This is a genomic window from Phenylobacterium sp. (genome assembly GCF_016793285.1).
GTDB lineage: Bacteria > Pseudomonadota > Alphaproteobacteria > Caulobacterales > Caulobacteraceae > Phenylobacterium.
In genome coordinates, this window is sequence record NZ_JAEUMO010000230.1 from 23,489 (window position 1) to 42,770 (window position 19,282).

Annotated in this window: 14 protein-coding genes; 5 read left to right on the plus strand and 9 right to left on the minus strand. The window is 70.6% G+C overall.

The window, feature by feature from the left end; genetic code table 11:
- Positions 1–53 precede the first annotated feature (53 nt).
- The 3 genes from JNL41_RS19990 to JNL41_RS20000 are packed head-to-tail and all read left to right on the plus strand — an operon-like array spanning position 54 to position 3,846.
- Complete coding sequence (locus JNL41_RS19990) at positions 54–2,006, plus strand: DUF3604 domain-containing protein (RefSeq protein WP_293477935.1); 1,953 nt, start codon at positions 54–56, stop codon at positions 2,004–2,006.
- The gene (locus JNL41_RS19995) at positions 2,003–2,842 is read left to right on the plus strand and encodes a peptidylprolyl isomerase (RefSeq protein WP_293477936.1); all 840 of its coding nucleotides are present in this window, start codon (positions 2,003–2,005) and stop codon (positions 2,840–2,842) included. Before JNL41_RS19990 ends, JNL41_RS19995 begins: the two co-directional genes overlap by 4 nt.
- Complete coding sequence (locus tag JNL41_RS20000; RefSeq protein ID WP_293477937.1) at positions 2,839–3,846, plus strand: HupE/UreJ family protein; 1,008 nt, start codon at positions 2,839–2,841, stop codon at positions 3,844–3,846. The genes JNL41_RS19995 and JNL41_RS20000 overlap by 4 nt, the downstream gene beginning before the upstream one ends.
- A gap of 8 nt (positions 3,847–3,854) precedes the next feature.
- Here the strand turns inward: JNL41_RS20000 and JNL41_RS20005 are convergent, their stop codons facing one another.
- The 6 genes from JNL41_RS20005 to JNL41_RS20030 are packed head-to-tail and all read right to left on the minus strand — an operon-like array spanning position 3,855 to position 13,710.
- Positions 3,855–5,273, minus strand: a complete 1,419-nt coding sequence (locus JNL41_RS20005) for a sulfatase-like hydrolase/transferase (RefSeq protein WP_293477938.1) — start codon at positions 5,271–5,273, stop codon at positions 3,855–3,857.
- On the minus strand, positions 5,270–7,195 hold the full coding sequence (locus JNL41_RS20010) for a DUF3604 domain-containing protein (protein WP_293477939.1): 1,926 nt from the start codon (positions 7,193–7,195) through the stop codon (positions 5,270–5,272). Before JNL41_RS20010 ends, JNL41_RS20005 begins: the two co-directional genes overlap by 4 nt.
- On the minus strand, positions 7,192–8,709 hold the full coding sequence (locus JNL41_RS20015) for an arylsulfatase (protein WP_293477940.1): 1,518 nt from the start codon (positions 8,707–8,709) through the stop codon (positions 7,192–7,194). The genes JNL41_RS20010 and JNL41_RS20015 overlap by 4 nt, the downstream gene beginning before the upstream one ends.
- A gap of 20 nt (positions 8,710–8,729) precedes the next feature.
- Positions 8,730–10,058, minus strand: a complete 1,329-nt coding sequence (locus JNL41_RS20020; RefSeq protein ID WP_293477941.1) for an aspartate aminotransferase family protein — start codon at positions 10,056–10,058, stop codon at positions 8,730–8,732.
- 32 nt (positions 10,059–10,090) lie between these two features.
- Entirely contained in the window at positions 10,091–11,350 is a 1,260-nt protein-coding gene (locus JNL41_RS20025; RefSeq protein WP_293477942.1) for a pyridoxal-dependent decarboxylase, read from the minus strand.
- Positions 11,351–11,376: 26 nt separating this feature from the next.
- Entirely contained in the window at positions 11,377–13,710 is a 2,334-nt protein-coding gene (locus JNL41_RS20030; protein ID WP_293477943.1) for a TonB-dependent receptor, read from the minus strand.
- Between the two features lie 170 nt (positions 13,711–13,880).
- On the opposite strand from JNL41_RS20030, the gene JNL41_RS20035 reads away from it, so the two are divergent.
- Together JNL41_RS20035 and JNL41_RS20040 are read left to right on the plus strand one after the other, a co-directional pair.
- Positions 13,881–14,573 (plus strand): TetR/AcrR family transcriptional regulator, encoded by a 693-nt coding sequence (locus JNL41_RS20035; RefSeq protein WP_293477944.1) that lies wholly within the window; start codon positions 13,881–13,883, stop codon positions 14,571–14,573.
- Between the two features lie 63 nt (positions 14,574–14,636).
- Entirely contained in the window at positions 14,637–15,947 is a 1,311-nt protein-coding gene (locus tag JNL41_RS20040) for an APC family permease (RefSeq protein ID WP_293477945.1), read from the plus strand.
- 3 nt (positions 15,948–15,950) lie between these two features.
- Here the strand turns inward: JNL41_RS20040 and JNL41_RS20045 are convergent, their stop codons facing one another.
- From JNL41_RS20045 to JNL41_RS20055, 3 genes are read right to left on the minus strand one after another with little or no spacing between them, the layout of a single operon-like run.
- Complete coding sequence (locus JNL41_RS20045; protein ID WP_293477946.1) at positions 15,951–16,493, minus strand: gluconate 2-dehydrogenase subunit 3 family protein; 543 nt, start codon at positions 16,491–16,493, stop codon at positions 15,951–15,953.
- The gene (locus tag JNL41_RS20050; RefSeq protein WP_293477947.1) at positions 16,493–18,217 is read right to left on the minus strand and encodes a GMC family oxidoreductase; all 1,725 of its coding nucleotides are present in this window, start codon (positions 18,215–18,217) and stop codon (positions 16,493–16,495) included. The genes JNL41_RS20045 and JNL41_RS20050 overlap by 1 nt, the downstream gene beginning before the upstream one ends.
- A 1-nt stretch (position 18,218) precedes the next feature.
- Positions 18,219–19,181: a sugar phosphate isomerase/epimerase gene (locus JNL41_RS20055; protein WP_293477948.1), complete on the minus strand. Its 963-nt coding sequence runs from the start codon at positions 19,179–19,181 to the stop codon at positions 18,219–18,221.
- Positions 19,182–19,282 lie beyond the last annotated feature (101 nt).

Here is a 19,282-nt window from a genome sequence, read left to right on the forward strand (position 1 = left end):
GGGGGCGGAAAGACGGGTATCGCTGAGGCGATAGGGGAACGAGGGGAACGCCGATGAAGATGCGCAGGGAAGTCGCCCGCTATGTGATCCCGGCCGCCGTGGTAGGCGTGCTGGCCGGCGGAACGGCCATCGGGGCGCAGGTCGCCCAGCAGAAAGCCGCCGCGCCGGCCGCAGCGCCCGCCCGGCCGACGGCGAAGGCCCCAGGTCCGGCCACGGCGCCGGCCGCAGCGCGCCTGCCGGGCTACAACACCGACCGCAATGCCTACTTCGGCGACCTGCACGTCCACACCTACCTGTCGTTCGACGCCTACATCTTCAACGTCCGCAGGACGCCCGACGACGCCTATGCGTTCGCCAAGGGCGAGGCCATCGGCCATGCGGCGGGGTTCGACATCCGCCTCCAGGGCGGGCCGCTCGACTTCGTCGCCGTCACCGACCACTCCGAGTTCATGGGGGCCATCCGCGAGGCCAACGACCCGCACAGCCCGCTTTCGAAGCTGCCGGTGACGCAGGGCCTGTTCTCGACCGACCCGAAGGAGATCAACGCGGCCTTCACCCGCGTCGTCACCGGCTTCCGCGACGGGACGCTGCCCACCGAATTCAGCGCGCCGGAAGTCGCGTCCCGCGCCTGGCGCGAGGTGCAGGACGCGGCCGCCCGCAACTACGCGCCGGGCCGCTTCACCACGTTCGTCGGCTATGAGTTCACCTCGGCGCCGGACGGCCGGAACATGCACCGCAACGTCATCTTCAGGAGCGCGAAGGTCGCAGGCCTTCCCTACACGGCCAACCAGTCGCGCGACCCCGAGGACCTGTGGCGCACCATGGACGGCTGGCGCGCCAAGGGCGTCGAGGCGCTGGCCATCTCGCACAACTCGAACGGTTCCGACGGAATGATGTTCGACACTCAGCGGATGAACGGCAAGCCGCTGGACAAGACCTATGCCGAGCTGCGGATGCGCAACGAGCCGCTGGTCGAGATCAGTCAGATCAAGGGCACGTCCGAGACCCACCCCTCGCTGTCGCCGAACGACGAGTGGGCCAACTTCGAGATCATGGAGAGCTACATCGGCTCGCCGGTGAAGATCACCAAGTTCGCGGGCGGCTATGTGCGCCGGGCGCTCGAGGATGGGATCATCTATCGGGACAAGCTGGGCGCGAACCCGTTCAAGTTCGGCTTCGTGGGCGGCTCGGACACCCACAACGCCGCGCCGGGCAGCGTCGAGGAGCCGAACTACTTCTCCAAGACCGGCCGCCCGGACTCGCGGCCCGAACTGCGTGGCTCTACGCCGCCGGACGGCAAGAAGACCTGGGACGGCGTCGATGCCGGCGCGGCCGGCGGCCGCTACCAGGCCTGGGGCGCGTCGGGCCTCGCAGGCGTCTGGGCCGAGGAGAACAGCCGCGAGGCGATCTATACCGCCATGCGCCGCAAGGAGACGTTCGCGACGTCGGGTCCGCGCATCAAGGTCCGCTTCTTCGCCGGCTACGACTTCCCGGGCGACCTGCTGACCCGCGCCGACACGGTGCGCCAGGCCTATGCCCACGGTGTCCCGATGGGCAGCGATCTGCTGGCCTCCCGCGGCCGCGCGCCCAGCTTCCTCGTCTGGGCCGTGCGCGATCCGCGCGGCGGCTACCTGCAACGCGCGCAGGTGGTGAAGGGCTGGATCGAGAACGGTCAGGCCAAGGAGAAGGTGTTCGACGTCGCCTGCTCGGATGGCCTCAAGGTCGGCGCGAACGGCCGCTGCGGCGACAATGGCGCGACCGTAAACCTCAAGACCTGCGAGATCGACCGCTTCAAGGGCGACGTCGAGCTTCGCACCGTCTGGAAGGATCCCGAGTTCAATCCGAGGCAGCGGGCCTTCTACTACGTTCGCGTGCTGGAGAATCCGTCCTGCCGCTGGTCGACCTGGGACGCGCTGCGTAACGGCACGCCGCCCAATCCGAAGCTCCAGCCGACCATCATGGAACGCGCCTGGTCCTCGCCCATCTGGTTCGAGCCGACGGCGTGAGCCAAGATCGACCGTCGCGGCTCTCGCGCGTCCTGCGGGAGCCGCTCGTCCAGTTCCTGGCGCTGGGCGCGCTGCTGTTCGCCGCCATCGCCTTCGCCAACCACCTGAAGCGGCCGGTGGTGCGCATCGACGCAGCCGAGATCGAGCAGCTCGCCACCTACTGGGAGCTCCAGAGCCAGCGGCCGCCGACCCGCGCCGAGCTTTCGGCCCTGATCCAAGAGCGCGTCGACGAAGAGCTCCTGGCCCGCGAGGCGATCCGCCTCGGGCTCGACAAGGACGACATGATCGTGCGCCGGCGGCTGGCCCAGAAGATGGCCTTCGCCAGCGAGGACATCGCCGCCATCCCGGAGCCGGACGAGAAGACGCTCCAGGCCTACTACGACGCCCACCGCGACCGCTACGCCACGCCCGGGCGCGTGGCGATGCGCCACCTGTTCTTCAGCCGCGACCGCACCGGCGAGACGCCGCAGGCCGCCGCCGCCGCCGCGCTGGCCCGCCTCGAGGCCGGGGGGACCGCCGGCAGCGACCCGTCGCTCCTGCCCCTCACCTATGCCGATGTCGCCGAGACCGACCTCGACCGGGACTATGGCCCGCAGTTCGCCGCGGCCGTGCATGGGGCCGCCGAGGGCGCGTGGGTCGGGCCGGTCCCGTCCGCCTACGGGCTGCACCTGATCCGCGTGGAGCGGCGCCTGCCGCCGGTGTTCCCTCCGCTGGCGCAGGTGCGCGACGAAGTGCGCGCCGCCTGGCTGGCCGAACGGCGCCAGGACGAGAACCGCGCGTTCCGGACGTCCCTGCGCAAGCGCTACAAGGTCGAGATCGCGGGCCTTCCGCAATGAGGCTGCTGGCGGCGCTCTGCCTCGCCCTGACGGCGCTCTTCACCGCTGTCGCCACGGCGGACGCACATGAGGTTCGCCCGGCGCTGGTGCAGATCCGGGAGACCGGCCCAAACGCCTACGAGGTCGTGTGGAAGCGCCCGGTGGTCGGCGACATGGCGCTTCGCCTCGTCCCGCACCTCTCTGGGGGCGCCCTCGAAAAGCCGGCCGAGGTCGAGCAGGCCGCCCCGGGCTACGTCACCCGCGTCTGGCGGGTGCGAGACGGCCCGCCGCTGGCCGGCCAGACGCTGGAGATCGAGGGCCTGGCCCAGAGCGTCACCGATGTGATCGTCCGCGTCACCGCCCGCGACGGCGAGGCCTCTGACCACGTGCTGAAGCCGGCCGAGCCGCGGATGGTCCTGGGCGCGACGAAGCCCTCGGGCGTGGCGGTTCCCGCCTACCTCCTCCTGGGGGTCGAGCACATCCTGATCGGCATCGACCACCTGCTGTTCGTGCTCGGCCTGCTGCTGCTGATCGGCCCCAACTGGAAGCTGGTGAAGGCGATCACCGCCTTCACCGTGGCCCACAGCCTGACGCTCGCGCTGGCGGCGTTCGGGATCATCCGTTTTCCCTCGGCGGCGATCGAGGCGCTGGTGGCGCTGAGCATCCTGTTCGTGGCGCTCGAGTTGATGCCGTCGCGCCGCGCCGCCGGCGGCCTGGCGCAGCGACGGCCCTGGCTGATCGCCTTCACCTTCGGTCTGCTGCACGGCATGGCGTTCGCCGGCGTTCTCGCCGACATCGGCCTGCCCGCGAGCGCCGCGCCCGAGGCGTTGTTCCTGTTCAACGTCGGCGTCGAGATCGGGCAATTGACCTTCATCGCCGCCGTCCTGATCGTGATGGCGGCCGGCCGCCGACTGCTGGCGATGAGCCACCGCACCCTGCCCCGCTGGGCCGCGCTGGCCCCGGCCTACGCCATCGGCGGCCTGTCGGCCTACTGGCTGATCGAACGCACCATGGCGGCGATCTAGTCTAGCGCCTATTCGGGCCCGCCGCCGTACAGCAGGCTACGCGGATTCACCGGCCGGCCCGCGACGAAGTCTTCGATCAGCCCCCTCACCTCGCCCGTCCCGGCGCGACCGCTCCGGTTCAACGAGCCCCAGGCGGGCGGCGGCATCGCGTCGGACCAGCGCGTCCAGTCGGCCTTCAGCCGCGCCAGCACTGCGGGCCGCGCCGCGGCGAGATCGTTTCGCTCACCGACGTCGCGGGAAAGATCGAACAGCCACCACCGGTCCTCGGCCTTCACCGCCTTCCAGTCGCCCCGGCGCACGGCGCCCTGTGGGCCCAGCCGCCAGAAGAGCGGCCGGTCCGCCGGCCCGGCGCCGCCGGCGAGAACCGGCGTCAGGTCGACGCCATCGAGGTCCGGCGTCCGGGGCGAACCCGCCAGCGCCAGGGCGGTCGCGGTGATGTCGAAGCCGGTCCCGACCGCGGAGGAGACACGCCCCGCCGGCAGCCGCCCGGGCCAGCGGAAGATGGTGGCGACGCGCACGCCGCCCTCCAGCACCGTGCCCTTCATGCCGTTCAGCGGCCGGTTGCTGCTGGTCGTCTGCCAGGTGGGGCCGCCGTTGTCGCTGGTGAAGACGATCAGGGTGTCGCGGGCGACGCCTGCCGCGTCGACCGCCGACACGATGCGCCCGACCGCGTCGTCCAGGGCCGCCAGCATGGCGAGGTAGGTCCGCCGCTTCGGGTCCGCCTGTGCCGCAACCCGGTCGAGGTAGCGCGCCGTGGTCTGCAAAGGGGCGTGGACAGCGTTGAAGGCGGCGTAGAGGAAGAACGGCCGCTCGCGGTTGGCCTCGACGAAGGCGACGGCCTCGTCGGTGAAGGCCTCGGTCGTGTGTGCGGGCATGGGCGCCGGCGACGTGCCCCGCAGGATGGCCTTGTCGCCGCTGGCGCCATCGGGGGTGTAGGCCATGGCCCCGCCCACGAAGCCGTAGAAGCTGTCGAAGCCGCGGCCGGTCGGCAGGTTCCCGGGCAGGTAGCCTGTGTGCCACTTGCCGACCGCCCCCGTCGCGTAGCCCTGCGCCTTCAGCCGCTCGGCCAGCGTGCCCCCGTGATCGCGCGGGAGGCCGACGGCCGGGTCTTCATACTGCGCCGGCCCGGCATTGTTCTCGAACCCGAACCGCTGCTGGTAGCGCCCCGACAGCATCGCGGCCCGCGAGGGGCCGCAACTCGGATGGTTCGCGTAGAAGTCCGTCATCCGGACCCCCTGCGTCGCCAGCCGGTCGATGTTGGGCGTCGCCACGTCCTTGCCGCCCTGGCAGCCGAGATCGCCGTAGCCGAGATCGTCGGCGACGATGAGGACGATGTTGGGCCTGCGCCCCGCCCCGAACGCCGGCCCCGCCAGGGCGGAGGCGGCGAAGAGCGCGAGGAGCCGGCGCCGGGCGAGCGGCGCGGTCACGCGCCCGGCTCGAACCAGATGGGCGAGGACCAGGCGCGCTCCATGATCGTCGCGGCCAGCCGCGGGCTGGGCTCGGTCCCGTTGCGCAGCGCGTCCCAGGTCGACCAGCGGCAGGACGGGTTCTCCAGCACGCGAACGTAGTAGAAGGCCCTCTGCCTCGGATTGAACTCAGGGTCGCGCCAGACCGTGCGAAGCTGGACGTCGCCCTTGTAGCGGTCGGGCTCGCAAGTCTTCATGTTCACCCCAGCGCCGTTGTCGGGGCAGCGGGCGTTCGCGCCGACCTTGAGGCCATCCGAGCAGGCGACGTCGAACACCTTTTCCTTGGCCTGGCCGTTCTCGATCCAGCCCTTCACCACCTGCGCGCGTTGCAGGTAGCCGCCGCGCGGATCGCGCACGGCCCAGACGAGGAAGCTGGGCGCGCGGCCGCGGGAGGCCAGCAGGTCGCCGCCCATGGGGACGCCGTGGGCATAGGCCTGGCGCACCGTGTCGGCGCGGGTCAGCAGGTCGCCCGGGAAGTCGTAGCCGGCGAAGAAGCGGACCTTGATGCGCGGACCCGACGTCGCGAACGTCTCCTTGCGCCGCAGCGCCGCATAGATGGAATCGCGGCTGTTCTCCTCGGCCCAGACACCCGAGAGACCCGAGCCCGCGCGGGCGGAGTACTGGATCGGCCCCGGGCTCGGCCAGTCGGCGGCGCCCTTCGGCTTCGCCGAGCCCCGCTGCTCGGGTGCGCCGTCGCGCAGGCCCGATGCGCCGGCGTAGGTGTTCTCGTCCACGAAGCCCGGGGTGGCGTTGTGGGTGTCGGTCCCGCCCACGAAGCCTAGCTTGAACGGGTTCACCCCCAGCTTCTCGCGCTGGAGGATGCCGTCCTCCAGGGCCCGGCGGACGTAGCTGCCGGGGAACTTCGTGACCATCTTGTTCAGCGCGATGTAGCGCTCCCAGATCTCGAAGTTGGCCCACTCGTCGTTCGGCGAGAGCGAGGGGTGGGTCTCGGACGTCCCCTTGGTCTGGCTGATCTCGACCAGCGGCTCGTTGCGCGCCCGCATCTCGGCGTAGGCGCGGTCGACCGGCTTGCCGTTCAGCCGCACGCTGTCGAACATGATGCCGTCGGAGCCGTTGGAGTTGTGCGGGATCGCCAGCGCCTCCATGCCCTTGGCGCGCCAACTGTCCATCGCCTGCCACAGCAGCTCCGGATCGTAGACGCTGGTCGCCGAGAACGGCGCGGCCGGCACGCGGGCGGTCTTGAAAATGACGTTGCGGTGCAGGTTCTTGCCTTCGAGCGAGGCGGTGAACTCGTATCCGACGAAGGTGGTGAAGCGGCCGGGGTGGTTATGACGCGCGGCGGCGTCGCGCACCTCCCGCCAGCCCTCGGCGACGATCGTAGGGTCGTCGTACTCCTTCGGCATCGTCCCTTCGCGCTTGGCGCTGGTGAAGGCCTCGAAGCCCTTCTGGGCGGCGACGGGATCGGTGGCGATCAGATTCTGGCTGAACGGCAGCTTGCCGAGGGGGTGCCCGGGCCGGGCCGCCGCGCTGACCACCGCGAGGTACTCCGAGTGGTCGGTGACCGCCGTGAAGTCGAGCGGCGCGCCGGCCAGCCGCACGGTGTAGCCCGACGGGTGGCCGATGGGCTCGCCCTGGGCGAAGCGGTAGGCGTCGTCGGGGGTGCGGCGCGCATTGGAGATGTAGGCGTCGTTCGACAGGTAGGTGTGGACGTGCAGGTCGCCGAAATAGGCGTTGCGCTCGGCATTCCAGCCCGGCAGGTGCGCCGGCGCGGCGGCGGCCGTCGCCTTCGGCGCGGGCTTCGCGGCCGGCGACGGCGGCGGGGCCGGCGGCTTCTGGGCCGTCGAGGCGCTCACCGCGACGCCGGTCGCGACCAGCGCGGCGACGCCGGCGGCGACGACGGCGGGGACAAGCCGGCCGCTCACGACGCCGCCCCCGCGGCGCGGGCCGGACCGTCGGCGCCCGTGGGCACATTGGGAAACCGCATGACGCTCTCCTCGTACTCGCGCTGGATCCGCGCCACAGGGCGCCGCACCCAGATGTTGGTGGTATAGATGTTCCAGAGTTCCTTGGGGTCGTTCTCCAGGTCGAAGACCCAGGGACTCGGCAGCTCTTCCAGGTAGGAGTTGGTGACCACCTGGCCGGAGGCCACCACCTGCCCCCGCGCCGGCTCGCGCACGGCGAAGTGGACCTTGAAGTTCCTCCACTTCACCGCCAGCAGGCGGTTGGCGTGGAAGATCATCAGGTGCTCGCGGTTCGACGTGGGCTTCGGCCCGAACAGGAAGTCGCCCTGGTCGATGGAGTCCACGAAGCGGTCCGTCGGCACGCGCGCGCCCGCGCCGGCCACGCCGGCGAGGGTCCGGTAGAAGTCCTGGATCGAGACCATCCCGTTGCTGACCCGCCCCGGCTGCGTGCGGCCCGGCCAGCGGACGATGCAGGCTGTGCGGATCGCGCCCTCCCAGCCGCTCGGGAACTCGCCGCGGAACGGGCCGGAGTCGGCGCGCCCGCCGAACTCTACGCCGATGCCCTGGAAGCTCTGCGGGCCGTTGTCGCTGCAGAAGACGACGATGGTGTCGTCCTTCAGGCCCGCCTTCTCGACCGCGTCGATCACCCGTCCGGCGTTGGCGTCGATCTCGGCCAGCGCGTTCTGGTAGGTCGAGCGGCCGGGCCTGGTGAAGTCCGGGTGCGTCAACGGCGGCTCGTGCGGCAGGGTGAAGGGCAGGTAGAGGAAGAACGGCTTGCCGCCCCCCGCCTGGCGGCGGATGTAGGCCTCGGCGCGCTCGGTGATCTCGCGGTCCATCAGCGCGCGGGCGGCGCGGTCGTAGGTGCGCACCGGGCGGCTCGCCTCGCCCTTCTTCCCCTCCATCGCCGACTGCGGCGTGAACTCCTTCGGGTCGAAGCCGGGCTGGATCGGCCAGTTCACCTCGCCGCTCGAGCGCGGGATACCGAACCACTCGTCGAAGCCCTGGCGGGTCGGGGCGCGGTCGTCGCCCGAGCCCAGGTGCCACTTGCCGTAGCAGGCGGTGGCGTAACCGGCGTCGGAAAGCAGTTCGGCCAGGGTGTATTCCCACGGCGCGATGCCGTCCTTCAGGCCGCGCGACTCCACGATCGAGGTGCCGGTGCGGACCGGCATGCGCCCCGTCAGCAGCGCCGAGCGGCTGGGGGTGCATTCCGGCTCGGAATTGAAGTTGGTGAGCCGCATGCCTTCGGCCGCGAGGCCGTCCAGGCGCGGCGTGGGCACGCCCCGCAACTCGCCGCCGCCGTAGCAGCCCAGGTCGCCGTAGCCGAAGTTGTCGACCATCATGAAGACGATGTTCGGCGCCTTGCCCGCGCCGCCGCGCCGCTGCGCCGGCTGGGCGGCCGCGGCCGATGCGGCGGCGAACCCGGCCGATCCGGCGAGCAGTGCGCGGCGGGTGGGCAAGGGACGGGACGGCGGCATCCGGTACTCCTACAGCAGTCTCAGCCCAGGCCCACGGCGAAGCTGCGCTCGAACGCGTCGAGGACGGCGGGCACGTCGTCCATCGACAGGCACAGCGGCGGAACCATGCGCAGCACGCTGCGGTGCGGACCGGACTTCGAGACGACGATGCCCTGCCGGCGCGTCTCCTCGAAGACCGCCGCGGTCTCCTCGGTGGCGGGGGCCTTGGTCTTGCGGTCCTTCACCAGTTCGACCGCCATCATCAGGCCGAGGCCGCGCACGTCGCCGATGATCGGGTGGCGCTTCTGCAGCTCCACGAGGCCGGCCTTCAGCGTTGCGCCCACCGCCTTGGCGTTGGCCTGCAGGCGCTCTTCGCGGATCACCTGCAGCACGGCGCGGCCGGCGGCGCAGGCCACCGGATTGGCGCCGTAGGTGTGGAACAGGAACTTGTCGGCCATGCACTCGGCGATGCGGCGGTGCGTCACCACCGCGCCCAGCGGGATGCCGTTGCCGATACCCTTGGCCATGACCACGATGTCGGGGACGATCCCGCTGGCCTCGAAGGCCCAGTAGCTGTCGCCGGTCCGCGCGAAACCCGACTGCACCTCGTCGACGATCATCAGGCCGCCGGCCGCCCTCACCCGCTCCGCGGCGCCGGCGATATAGGCCGGGGGCATCTCGACGATGCCGCCGTAGCCCTGCACGGTCTCCAGGATCATGCCGGCGATGCGGCCCGAGGTGGAGGTCTCGATCGCGCGCTCCACCTCGTCGAGGTAGGGCTGGATGTCCTGGCCGAAGAGGCCGCGGTAGGCGTTGGGCTCGGGCAGGAAGGCCACGCCGCCCAACTGCGGCACGTTGTGGCGGAAGCCGGCGATGCCGGTCAGCGCCTGCGCCCCGAACGTGGCGCCGTGATAGCTGGTGCGCAGCGACAGCATGTCGATCGAGCCCGTGTAGGCCCGCGCCATCAGGAGCGCGAGGTCGATGGCCTCGGCGCCCGAGTTGGTGAAGTGGACCACCCATTCGTGGCCCGCCGGCATCGTCGCCGCCAGCTCCTCCGCCAGGTGCGCCGGCGTCGGATGGTAGAACATGGTGGTGCAGTGGGTAAGCAGCGCCGCCTGGTCCTGCACCGCGGCGACCACCGCCGGATGCGCGTGGCCCACCGAGATGCAGAGGTTCATGCCCAGGAGGTCGATGTATCTCCGGTCGTTCTCGTCCCAGAGATACTGCATCTGCCCGCGACGGAAGATCAGCGGGGTCTTGTATGGGACGAACCGCCGCTGCGAAGCCGCGTAGTAGCGGTCACGCCGCGCGACGATCCCTTCGGTCGACCAGTCCGTGGGCAGCGGGGCGAGGGCTGTTCCGGAGTCCACGGGATCGTCTCCTTCCGACGTCGGGGGCGTGCTCAGTAGGTGGCGGCGAGGTCGCTCGTGGCCTTGGTCGCGCGGACCTCGCCGATGCTGTCGGTCATGTCGGTCAGCCAGGCCTCGCGCGCGGGGGCGTGCTGCATCGACAGCATGGTGTGCATGCCGCGCGGCGCGCTGGTCAGGCCGGGGATCCAGCCCCGGGCCCTCATCCGCTCGGCCACCGCGTAGATGTCGACGACGTTCGATCCGATGTTGAGGATCGTCACGTCCGGCTCGGCCCAGAGCTCCAGTTCCGGGATGGCGCGGATGCCGGCGACGTAGGCGTCGGTCATGGCCGAGAGATCGCGGGCCGCCTGCTCGTAGCCGCTGGTCCCTAGGTGGTTCAGCACCGCCCAGGCCGCCGCGACGGCGCCCGCCGGGCGCGAGCCCGACATGGTGGCGGTGGTGTACATGCCGCTCCCCCACGTGCCGAGGCGGAAGGTCGACCGCTCCAGATCCGCGCCGTCGCGGAAGAACACGGTGGACGAGGGCTTCGGCGCGAAGCCGAACTTGTGCAGGTCCGCCGACATCGAGCAGACCCCGGGATGACGGAAGTCGAAGGCTGGCGTTCCGCGGCCGATCCGCTCGAAGAACGGCGCCACCCAGCCGCCGACGCAGGCGTCGACATGCATCCAGATGCCGCGGTCCAGTGCGAACGCCGCGATCTCGCCGATGGGGTCGATCACCCCGTGCGGAAAGCACGGCGCCGAGCCCACGATCAGGAAGGTGTTCTCGTCGACCAGCCCCTTCAAGTCGTCGACGTTGCAGCGGAGGTCCGGGCGCAGGCCTGCCCGCCGCACTTCCACGTCCATCAGGATCGCGGCCTTGTCGAACGCGGGATGGCCGGAGACGGGCATCACCATGTTGAGCGGCTGACCCGCCCCGCCCTTGCCAGCGGCGCGGTGGCGGTCGCGGGCCGACTTCACGCCCAGCAGGATGCTCTCGGTGCCGCCGGTGGTGAAGACCCCGCGGCCGCCTTCCGGCGCGTGCAGCAGGTCCAGCCCGTAGTCGATGACGTCGCGCTCCATCTGGGCGATGCCCGGATAGGCCCGCGCGGCGCCCAGCGCATTCTCGGAGAAATGCTCCATGAAGGCGCGCTTGCCGACCTCATAGGCCTCCTCGTTCGCCATGAAGAAGAAGATCGCGGTGCGGCCGCTCTTCCAGTCGGCGTCTGCGGCGGTGCGCTGGGCCATCTGGGCCTTGAGATCGGCCCAGGCGACGCCACCCGCCGGGAATGCGGCGCGGGTGTGCTTGCTCATCGTTTTCGCTCCCTCGTCCGGGACGGTCAGAACTTGGCCTTCAGCTCCACGCCGATCTGGCGCGGGTCGTTCAGCGTGCAGCGCAGCGCCGTGGCGCCGGTGACGGCGTTGTTGAGGCCGAAGGCGGCGTTGTTGGGCTGGTTGAAGATGCCCGTGCAGAAGGTCTCGTCAGTCAGGTTCTGACCGAAGACGGCGGCCTCCCAGCGCTGCTCGGGTCCGCGGATCGCGATGCGCGCGCTGAGCTGCTGGTAGCCCTTCTGCAGCGCATCGGGATTGTTGTCGCCCGACGAGGCGAGGTTGACCTTGCTGGAGAAGGCCAGGTCCGCGCGGGCGAACCAGCTCCAGCCGTTGGAGAGTTCGCCGGTGTACTGGCCCGACAGCGTGCCCTGCCACTTCGGCGAGTAGGGCAGCCGCTGGCCCGAGAGATCCTGCGCGCCGCCGAGGCCGGGCAGGCCGGGCGCGCCCCGGAAGTCCAGGTACTCGGAGTCGAGGTAGGTCCCGGCCAGGCCCACCTGCAACGCCGGGAGCGGACGCGTGGTCAGCTCCCATTCGACGCCCTGCTGGCGGGCCTTGCCGTTGTTTCGCGTGCGGAACTGGAGGCCGTCGAAGCTGCGGAACTGCAGGTCGTTGATGTCGGACCGGAACAGCGTCGCGTTGGCCACGAGGCGCCGCTCGAACAGTTCGGACTTCACGCCCAGCTCCCAGTTCTCGACGGTCTCGGCGTTGAAGCTCCGCGCCGCGGCGCCCACCGCCGCGGTCGTGCCCGGCGCCGAGTCGAAGCCGCCGGACTTGAAGCCGGTGGAGAAGCTCGCAAACACCATCACGTCGTCGTTCGGCTTGTAGTTGCCGGCGATGCGGTAGGTGACCTTGTCCTCCTTCAGCGCCATGTCGGTCACCTCGGCCGCCTGGGCCGCGGCGGGGTTGCGGGTGATGCCGCGGTACTTGGCGGTCTTGTCGTCCTCCGAGTAGCGGATGCCGCCGGTGACGGTCAGTTGCTCGGTCGGCTTGAAGTTGGCCTGGGCGTAGGCCGCGACCGACTCCGTGTCCTGCGTGAAGACGTAGTACGAGGCGCCGACTTTCGTGTTCGCCCGGCATTGCGTCAGGCGCGCGGCGGTCGAGGTGTTGCGGATGAACACCTCGCAGTACTCGTTGGTCAGGTCGATGTTCTGACCGATGTCGTAGGCTTCCTCGTAGTAGAAGAGGCCCGCGACGAAATTCAGCCGGCCGTTCAGCAGCGTGTCGGGCGACAGCAACTGCAGCTCCTCGGAGTGGTTCTGGCTGTCGGCGAAGGTGGTGCGCCGCTGCAGCTCCAGCGGGATGTTCCCGTTCGAGGCCTGGTACTGGATGTTCTTCCAGTCACGGTAGCCGCTGATCAGCTTGAGCTGGTAGCCGCCGGCCATGTCCCACGTCAGGTCGCTGGCCACGCCCGTCTGGTAGTCCTTCAGGTCGCCTTCGGTCGACTGGCGCACATGGCGCGAATAGGTGTCCGAGGTGTAGGGCAAGAGGCCGGTCAGGGGGCCGGCGCCGTCCGGATCCAGGCGCGTCTGCCAGGCGGCCAGCGTGGTCGGCGTCACGGTGCTCGAGACGACGGTGATGGTGTTGTAGCCGTCGCCGCTCAGGTTCTGATAGTCGCCGCGCAGGGTCCAGGTGACGTCCGGCGTGATGTCCCACTGGATGGCCGCGCGCGCCGAGAAGCCGTCGTTGCGGCCCATGCGCTTGCCGGTCAGGTCGTTGCGGCCGTAGCCGTCGCCCTCGTAGCCCAGGATCGAGACGCGGGTCTTCAGCGTGTCCGTGATCGGCAGGTCGCCCATGACCGAGAGGCGCTTCACGCCGTATTGGCCGTAGGTCGCCGAAACCTCGCCGCCCAGTTCGTCGCCCGGAGCGGTCGTGCGGATCTGGACCGCGCCCATCGAGGCGTTGCGGCCGAACAGGGTGCCCTGCGGCCCGCGCAGCACCTCCACGGAGCTGATGTCGTTGAGGCCCGCCAGCAGCGAGCCGATGCGCGGCACATAGACGCCGTCCACGAAGGTCGCGACCGAGGGCTCCACCGCCGTGTTCCCGCTGGTGCCGATGCCGCGCATCATGATCCGCGTGTTGCTGGTGTTCGACGAGGTGGCGAGGTAGAGGCTGGGCGTGATCCGGCGCAGGTCGCGGATGTCCTGGACCCCCGCGGCCTCCAGCGTCTCGCCGCTGAACGCCGCCACCGAGATCGGGACGTCCTGGAGCTTCTCCGCCCGCTTCTGGGCGGTGACGACCACCTCCTCGACGCCGACGCCTGCGTCCGCGGTCTGGGCCTGCGCCGCCAGCGGCGCACCGAGCGCCGCGATGGCCACTGAAAGAAAGAGCGTGCCACGCGCCATGAGCGATTCCCCCTGAAGTGCCGGCCCCCGCTGTCCTCCGCGGTTGTTCCGACCCGGTAACAATGCGCTCGGATTGCCGGCCTGTCAAATTATGCTACGACTTGGTTTCATTTCACGCCGGCCGACGCGCACGGCTACATCACAACCGGAAAACGAGAGCGGAGAACCAGGTGGCGAAATCGACCGCCGTGAGCGCGGCGCGCCCGAAGACCGGCCGCGGATCGAAACCCCGGGTCAACGTCCCCGAACGGCGCGAGGCGTTCCTGCTCGCCGCCAGCCGGGTGTTCCTGGAACGTGGCGTGGGCACGGCCACCATGCAGGACGTCGCCGACGCCGCCGGCGTGCCCAAGATCCTGATTTACCGCATCTTCCGCTCGAAGGACGAGTTGCTCGACGCGATCCGCGACAAGGTGATCGAGAAGATTCACGAGGTCTGGGCCGAACCCGCCCGCACCTACGGCGGCCGCCTGCGCGGCCTCGTGCTGGCGGCCCGCGAGCAGCCCGAGCCGTTCCTGCTCGTCCTGCGCTACAGCCAGGCCGGCGTCGAAGGCCTGGACTGGCGGCAGAAGGTGGAAGACGCCATCGCCGCCTACACGCGCGTCCGCTGGTTCGAGCCGGGACCCGACGCTCCGCCCGGCGCCGGCGCCCGCGCCAACTACGCCTCGCGCCTCAACGTCGGCCAGTTCATCGACCTGACCATTCGCTGGATCGAGGGCGAGGGCGGCCTCGATGACGAGACCCGTTTCCGCTACGTGGCGCGCATCCAGCGCGAGTTCCACCGCGCCTCCCGCGAGGCGTTCCAGCTCGGCACGGTGAACATCGACTACCACCTCCCCGGCGAGGGGCCGCACGACGACAATTGATACGACTTGGTTTCAAGTCTACGGTCCCGCCGCGCAAAGCCGCCGCGGGCGGCCGGGGGAACCATGTTGCAAGCCGCATCGTCACCGCGGGCCATGGGCGTCGCCACGCTCGCGGCCGTCGGCGTGAACAGCATCATCGGCGCCGGCTTCTATCTTCTGCCCGCCCAGTACTTCGCGACGGCCGGCGCCTGGGCGCCGATCATCCTGCTGGTCGTCGGCGTCCTGATGTTCGCCATCGCGCTCTGCTTCGCCGAGGTCGGCAGCCGGTTCCGCGAGAACGGCGGCGCCTACCTCTACGTCCGCAGCGCCTTCGGTCCCCTCGCCGGCTTCGAGATCGGCTGGGTGCTCTACGTCTCGCGGGTCATCTCGACGGCCTCGATGTTCGCCGCGCTGGTCATGCTGCTGGAGGTCACCACCGGACGGTCGCTGGACGTCGTCGCGACCGCCGCGGTCGTCGTCCCGATGGCCACGGTGATCGCCGCGTTCTCGGTGGTCGGGGGACGCACCAACGCAGGGCTCCTGACCACGCTCGCCATCGTCAAGGTCGCGCCGGTGGTGCTCCTGATCGTCGTGGCGCTTCCCGCGCTGGACCCCGTGGCCCTCGTGCCGGCCCAGCCGCTCACCTGGCACGCGGTCGCGGCCGCCGCGGCGATGGGGATGTTCTCCTATGCCGGCTTCGAGAACCTCGCGATCCCGGCCGGCGAGGCGCGCGACCCGCAGCGCGACGTGCCCCGCGCCCTGGTGACCTCGCTCGCGGCCGGCGTCGTCCTGCTGGTCGGCGCCAACGCGGTCGCGATCGGACTCGTGCCGGACCTCGCGCTCAGCCGCCTCGCCCTCGGCGACGCCGCGGGCGCGGTGTTCGGGCCGACCGGCTGGTGGGCCATCGCGGCGACCGCCATCCTGGCCGTAGTCGGCAGCAACGCCGGCGCGCTGCTCGCCAACTCCCGCCTGCTTCAGAGCCTCGCCGACCAGGGCGACATCGGCGCCTGGTTCGGCCGCCGCTCGGCGCGCTACGGCACCCCCGTCGTCGCCATCGCGGTCAGCACCGTCCTCGTCGTGGCGCTCACGCTCACCGGCACCTTCCAGTCGCTGGTGGTGCTCGCCGTGGGCACGCGGGTCCTGGTCTACCTCAGCGTCGCGCTGGCCTCGATCCGCCTGCGCCGGGCCGAGCGCACCGGCGCCGCGCCGGCCGCCACCTACCGCATGCCCGCCGCGCCGCTGGTGCTCGCCATCGTCGTGCTGGGCTGCGCCGGCATCCTGGCGCAGATGACCCTGCCCCAGGCCGTCGCGATCGGCGCAAGCCTTGTCGTCGGGCTGGTGCTCTTCGGCGCCCAGCGCCTGCCGCGCCGGGCGTCGCAGCCCACGCCGCCCTGACGTCTACAGCGCCCAGACCCGCCCGATCTCCTTCAGCGGCACGCAGCCCTTGTAGTCGCCGGGCACGGGATCGTAGCGCGCCGCCTTGGTCGCGCCGGCCTCGGAGGTGAAGTAGCCGACGGTCGTCAGGTCCTTCAGCACGCCGAAGAAGTGACCGCGCTGGGCCCTCGCCTCGCCGTCGTAGCGGGCGAGCAGCGCCGCCTGCTGGGCCGGCGCGAGCGCCAGGAACGGCTGGCCGTGCGCCGCCCTGGCGTCGGCGTCGATCCGGTCGAGCCCGGCCTTCACGGCGTCCCGCTGCGCCGCGCCCGACCATTCGGCGAGGTTGCGGTCGATGAAGGCGGGCACGCCGGCCTCGCGGGCCCCGGGCGTGTCGCTCGCGGGCATGATCAGCTCGGCCACCACCTCCAGACGCCGCGCCTGGTCGGCGGACAGCGCCTTGGGCGACCAGCCGAGCGCCGGCGTGGCCTGGGCGGCCGCCGCGGCGGGGATGGCGAGCGCGGTCCAGAGCGCGCCGAAGGTCAGCAGCGTGTCGCGACGGGTCTGCATCAGATTTCCCCCCGCTTCTTGGCCTCGACCGCGTGGGCGCAGGCCCGCGCCGTGAGCGCCATATAGGTCAACGACGGGTTCACGCACGACGACGAGGTCATCGCCGCCCCGTCTGTCACGTAGACGTTCCTGCACTCCCAGACCTGGTTGTGCGCGTTCAGCACCGACGTCTTCGGATCGCGGCCCATCCGCGCCGTGCCCATCTCGTGGATGCCGAGACCCAGCGGCGAGCCGGTGTCGAAGCCGGTCACGTTCGTGAAGCCGGCCGCCTCCGCCATCTCGATCGCCTGGGCCTGCATGTCCTTGCGCATGGCCAGCTCGTTCTCGCGGATGACGGCGTCCATGGTCAGCGTCGGCAGCCCGTACTTGTCGGTCCTGGCCTTGTTCAGCGTCACCCGGTTCTCAGGGTTCGGCAGCACCTCGCCGAAGCCGCCGATGCGAAACGCCCAGGGGCCGGGCTGGCTCAGCGCCGCCTTGCGCTCGGCCCCGATCCCCGGCTGGTCGCGATCCCAGCCCAGGCGCGCAGCCCCGCCCTGGTAGCCGTAGCCGCGGATGAAGTCCTTCCGCGCGCTCTTCTCGTCGCCCAGGTTGCGGAAGCGCGGGACGTAGATCCCGTTCGGCCGGCGGCCCGAGTAGTACTCGTCGAGATAGCCCGGCACGAGGCCCTGGGCGCCCACGTTCAGATGGTGATCCATGACGTTGCGGCCGAGCTGGTCGCTGCGGTTGCCGAACCCGTTCGGGAAGCGCCGGCTCGTCGAGTTCATCAAGAGCCATGTCGAGTTCAGCGCCGAAGCGCAGACGAAGATCACGCCGGCGTAGAACGCCTCTTCCTGCCGCGTCGCCTCGTCGAGGATCTTCACCCCCGTCGCCTTCTGGGTCTTCTCGTCGAAGATCAGGCTGGTGGCGATCGAGTTCGGGCGGATCTTCAGGTTGCCCGTGCGCTCGGCCGCCACCAGGGTCGCCGAGTTCGAGCTGAAGTAGGCGCCGAACGGGCAGCCCCGCATGCACATGTTGCGGTACTGGCACTTGCCGCGGCCCAGCGCGAGCTGCTCCTCCGTGGGCGCCGTGAGATGGGCCGCACGGCCGATGGTGACGCGGCGGCCGAACTTGCCCTCGGTCGACGCCTTGAAGGCCTTCTCGACGCAGTTCATCTCCATCGGCGGCTGGAACACGCCGTCGGGAAGCTGCGGCAGGCCCTCGGCCTGGCCCGAGACGCCGATGAACCGCTCCACGTAGTCGTACCAGGGCGCGATGTCGGCGTAGCGGATCGGCCAGTCGACGCCGACGCCCTGCCTGGCGTTCGCCTCGAAGTCGAGGTCCGAGTGCCGGTAGCTCTGCCGCGCCCACAAGAGCGAGCGGCCGCCGACGTGGTAGCCGCGGATCCAGTCGAACGGCTTGTCCTCGGTGTAGGGGTTCTCGTCGTCCTTGACGAAGAAGTGCTGCGTGTACTCGGTCAGCGCATAGCCGGTGCGGTTCTGGACGGGATAGTGCGCCTTCAGCTCGGCGTCCGGCAGCTTCGCCCGCGGGTACTTCACTTCCCACGGCGCGGTCTGGGCCGTCGGATAGTCCTCGATGTGCTTCACCATCGGGCCGCGCTCGAGCACGAGGACCTTTAGCCCCTTCTCGGTCAGCTCCTTGGCGGCCCAGCCGCCGGTGATGCCGCTGCCGATGACGATGGCGTCATAGGTGCGTTCGGCCTTCGCCTTGCCGGTGAGGTTCGCCATCTCAGACCTTCGCCAGGAAGTCGTAGGAGATCTTCGCCGCTTTGATCCGCGGCCGCTCGAACGGCGCCTCCTGCTCGACGTAGAAGTGGCGCACGCCGGCCGCGTAGGCGGCAGGGAGCAGGGTCTTCCAGTCGATCTCGCCGGAACCGATCTCGGTCGGATCCATGCGCAGCTCGAAGTTGGGCTTGGTCGAGGCCTTGAGGTCCTTCACGTGCATCATGGTCACACGGCCCTTGTGCTTCCTGATGAAGGCCGCCGGGTCGACGCCAGCGGCGGCGATCCAGCCCACGTCGGCCTCGAAGGTCACCAGCGCCGGATCGGTCTCCTTGATCAGGATCTCGATGCCGGTGGTCGATCCCTGCGGCGCGAACTCGAAGTTGTGGTTGTGGTAGCCGAGCCTGATCCCGGCCTTCTTCAGCACCGCGGCCTTCTCGTTGAGGAAGCGGGCGTTCTCCTTCCAGTCGTCGGCGTTCATGGCGGTCAGCACCCTGCGCAGCCAGCCGGCGATGTCCTCGCCCGACGCGGGGCGCAGGCCCAGGCGCTCGGGGATCCGCGGGCTCGGCATCACCGCCTGCGTGGCGCCCACCGCGAGCACCGAGTCGGCCAGCTTGCCGAGGTCGCCGTCGAGGCCGCCGTCGGGGCCCATCGCGCGGCTCTGCACATGGACGCTCGTGGCCTTCAGCCCCACCTTGTCCAGCGCCGCCCGGAACTGCGCCGGCGTCTTCCCGTAGAAGCCCGCCAGCTCGACGGTCTTGTAGCCGGCCGCCGCCACCGCCGCGAGCGTGCCGTCGAGGTCGCGCGCCGCGTCCGGGCCCAGGGTGTAGAGCTGGATGCCGATCGGCAGGCCCTTGCCCGCGAAGAAGGGCTTGGCGGCCCCGCTCGCGCCCGTCGCTGCGGCGGTCATGGCCGCGGCGCCCGCGACGAGGAAGCCCCGGCGATCGAGGCCGGTTCGTTCGAGCAGCATGTGGCGTCTCCCCTGATCATCGCTTCCCAGCCCACGACGGATGGCGGCGCACGGCGGATGGCGGCGCGCGCCGGGGCCCGAGGAAGCTGCCGGCGACCGTT

What these genes read in the sequence shown, in the direction of transcription:
- JNL41_RS20000 (WP_293477937.1), top strand. Translation starts at nt 2,839, where the DNA reads ATGAGGCTGCTGGCGGCGCTCTGCCTCGCCCTGACGGCGCTCTTCACC.
- JNL41_RS20030 (WP_293477943.1), bottom strand. Translation starts at nt 13,710, where the DNA reads ATGGCGCGTGGCACGCTCTTTCTTTCAGTGGCCATCGCGGCGCTCGGT.
- JNL41_RS20015 (WP_293477940.1), bottom strand. Translation starts at nt 8,709, where the DNA reads ATGCCGCCGTCCCGTCCCTTGCCCACCCGCCGCGCACTGCTCGCCGGA.
- JNL41_RS20055 (WP_293477948.1), bottom strand. Translation starts at nt 19,181, where the DNA reads ATGCTGCTCGAACGAACCGGCCTCGATCGCCGGGGCTTCCTCGTCGCG.
- JNL41_RS20040 (WP_293477945.1), top strand. Translation starts at nt 14,637, where the DNA reads ATGTTGCAAGCCGCATCGTCACCGCGGGCCATGGGCGTCGCCACGCTC.
- JNL41_RS19990 (WP_293477935.1), top strand. Translation starts at nt 54, where the DNA reads ATGAAGATGCGCAGGGAAGTCGCCCGCTATGTGATCCCGGCCGCCGTG.
- JNL41_RS20025 (WP_293477942.1), bottom strand. Translation starts at nt 11,350, where the DNA reads ATGAGCAAGCACACCCGCGCCGCATTCCCGGCGGGTGGCGTCGCCTGG.
- JNL41_RS20050 (WP_293477947.1), bottom strand. Translation starts at nt 18,217, where the DNA reads ATGGCGAACCTCACCGGCAAGGCGAAGGCCGAACGCACCTATGACGCC.
- JNL41_RS20045 (WP_293477946.1), bottom strand. Translation starts at nt 16,493, where the DNA reads ATGCAGACCCGTCGCGACACGCTGCTGACCTTCGGCGCGCTCTGGACC.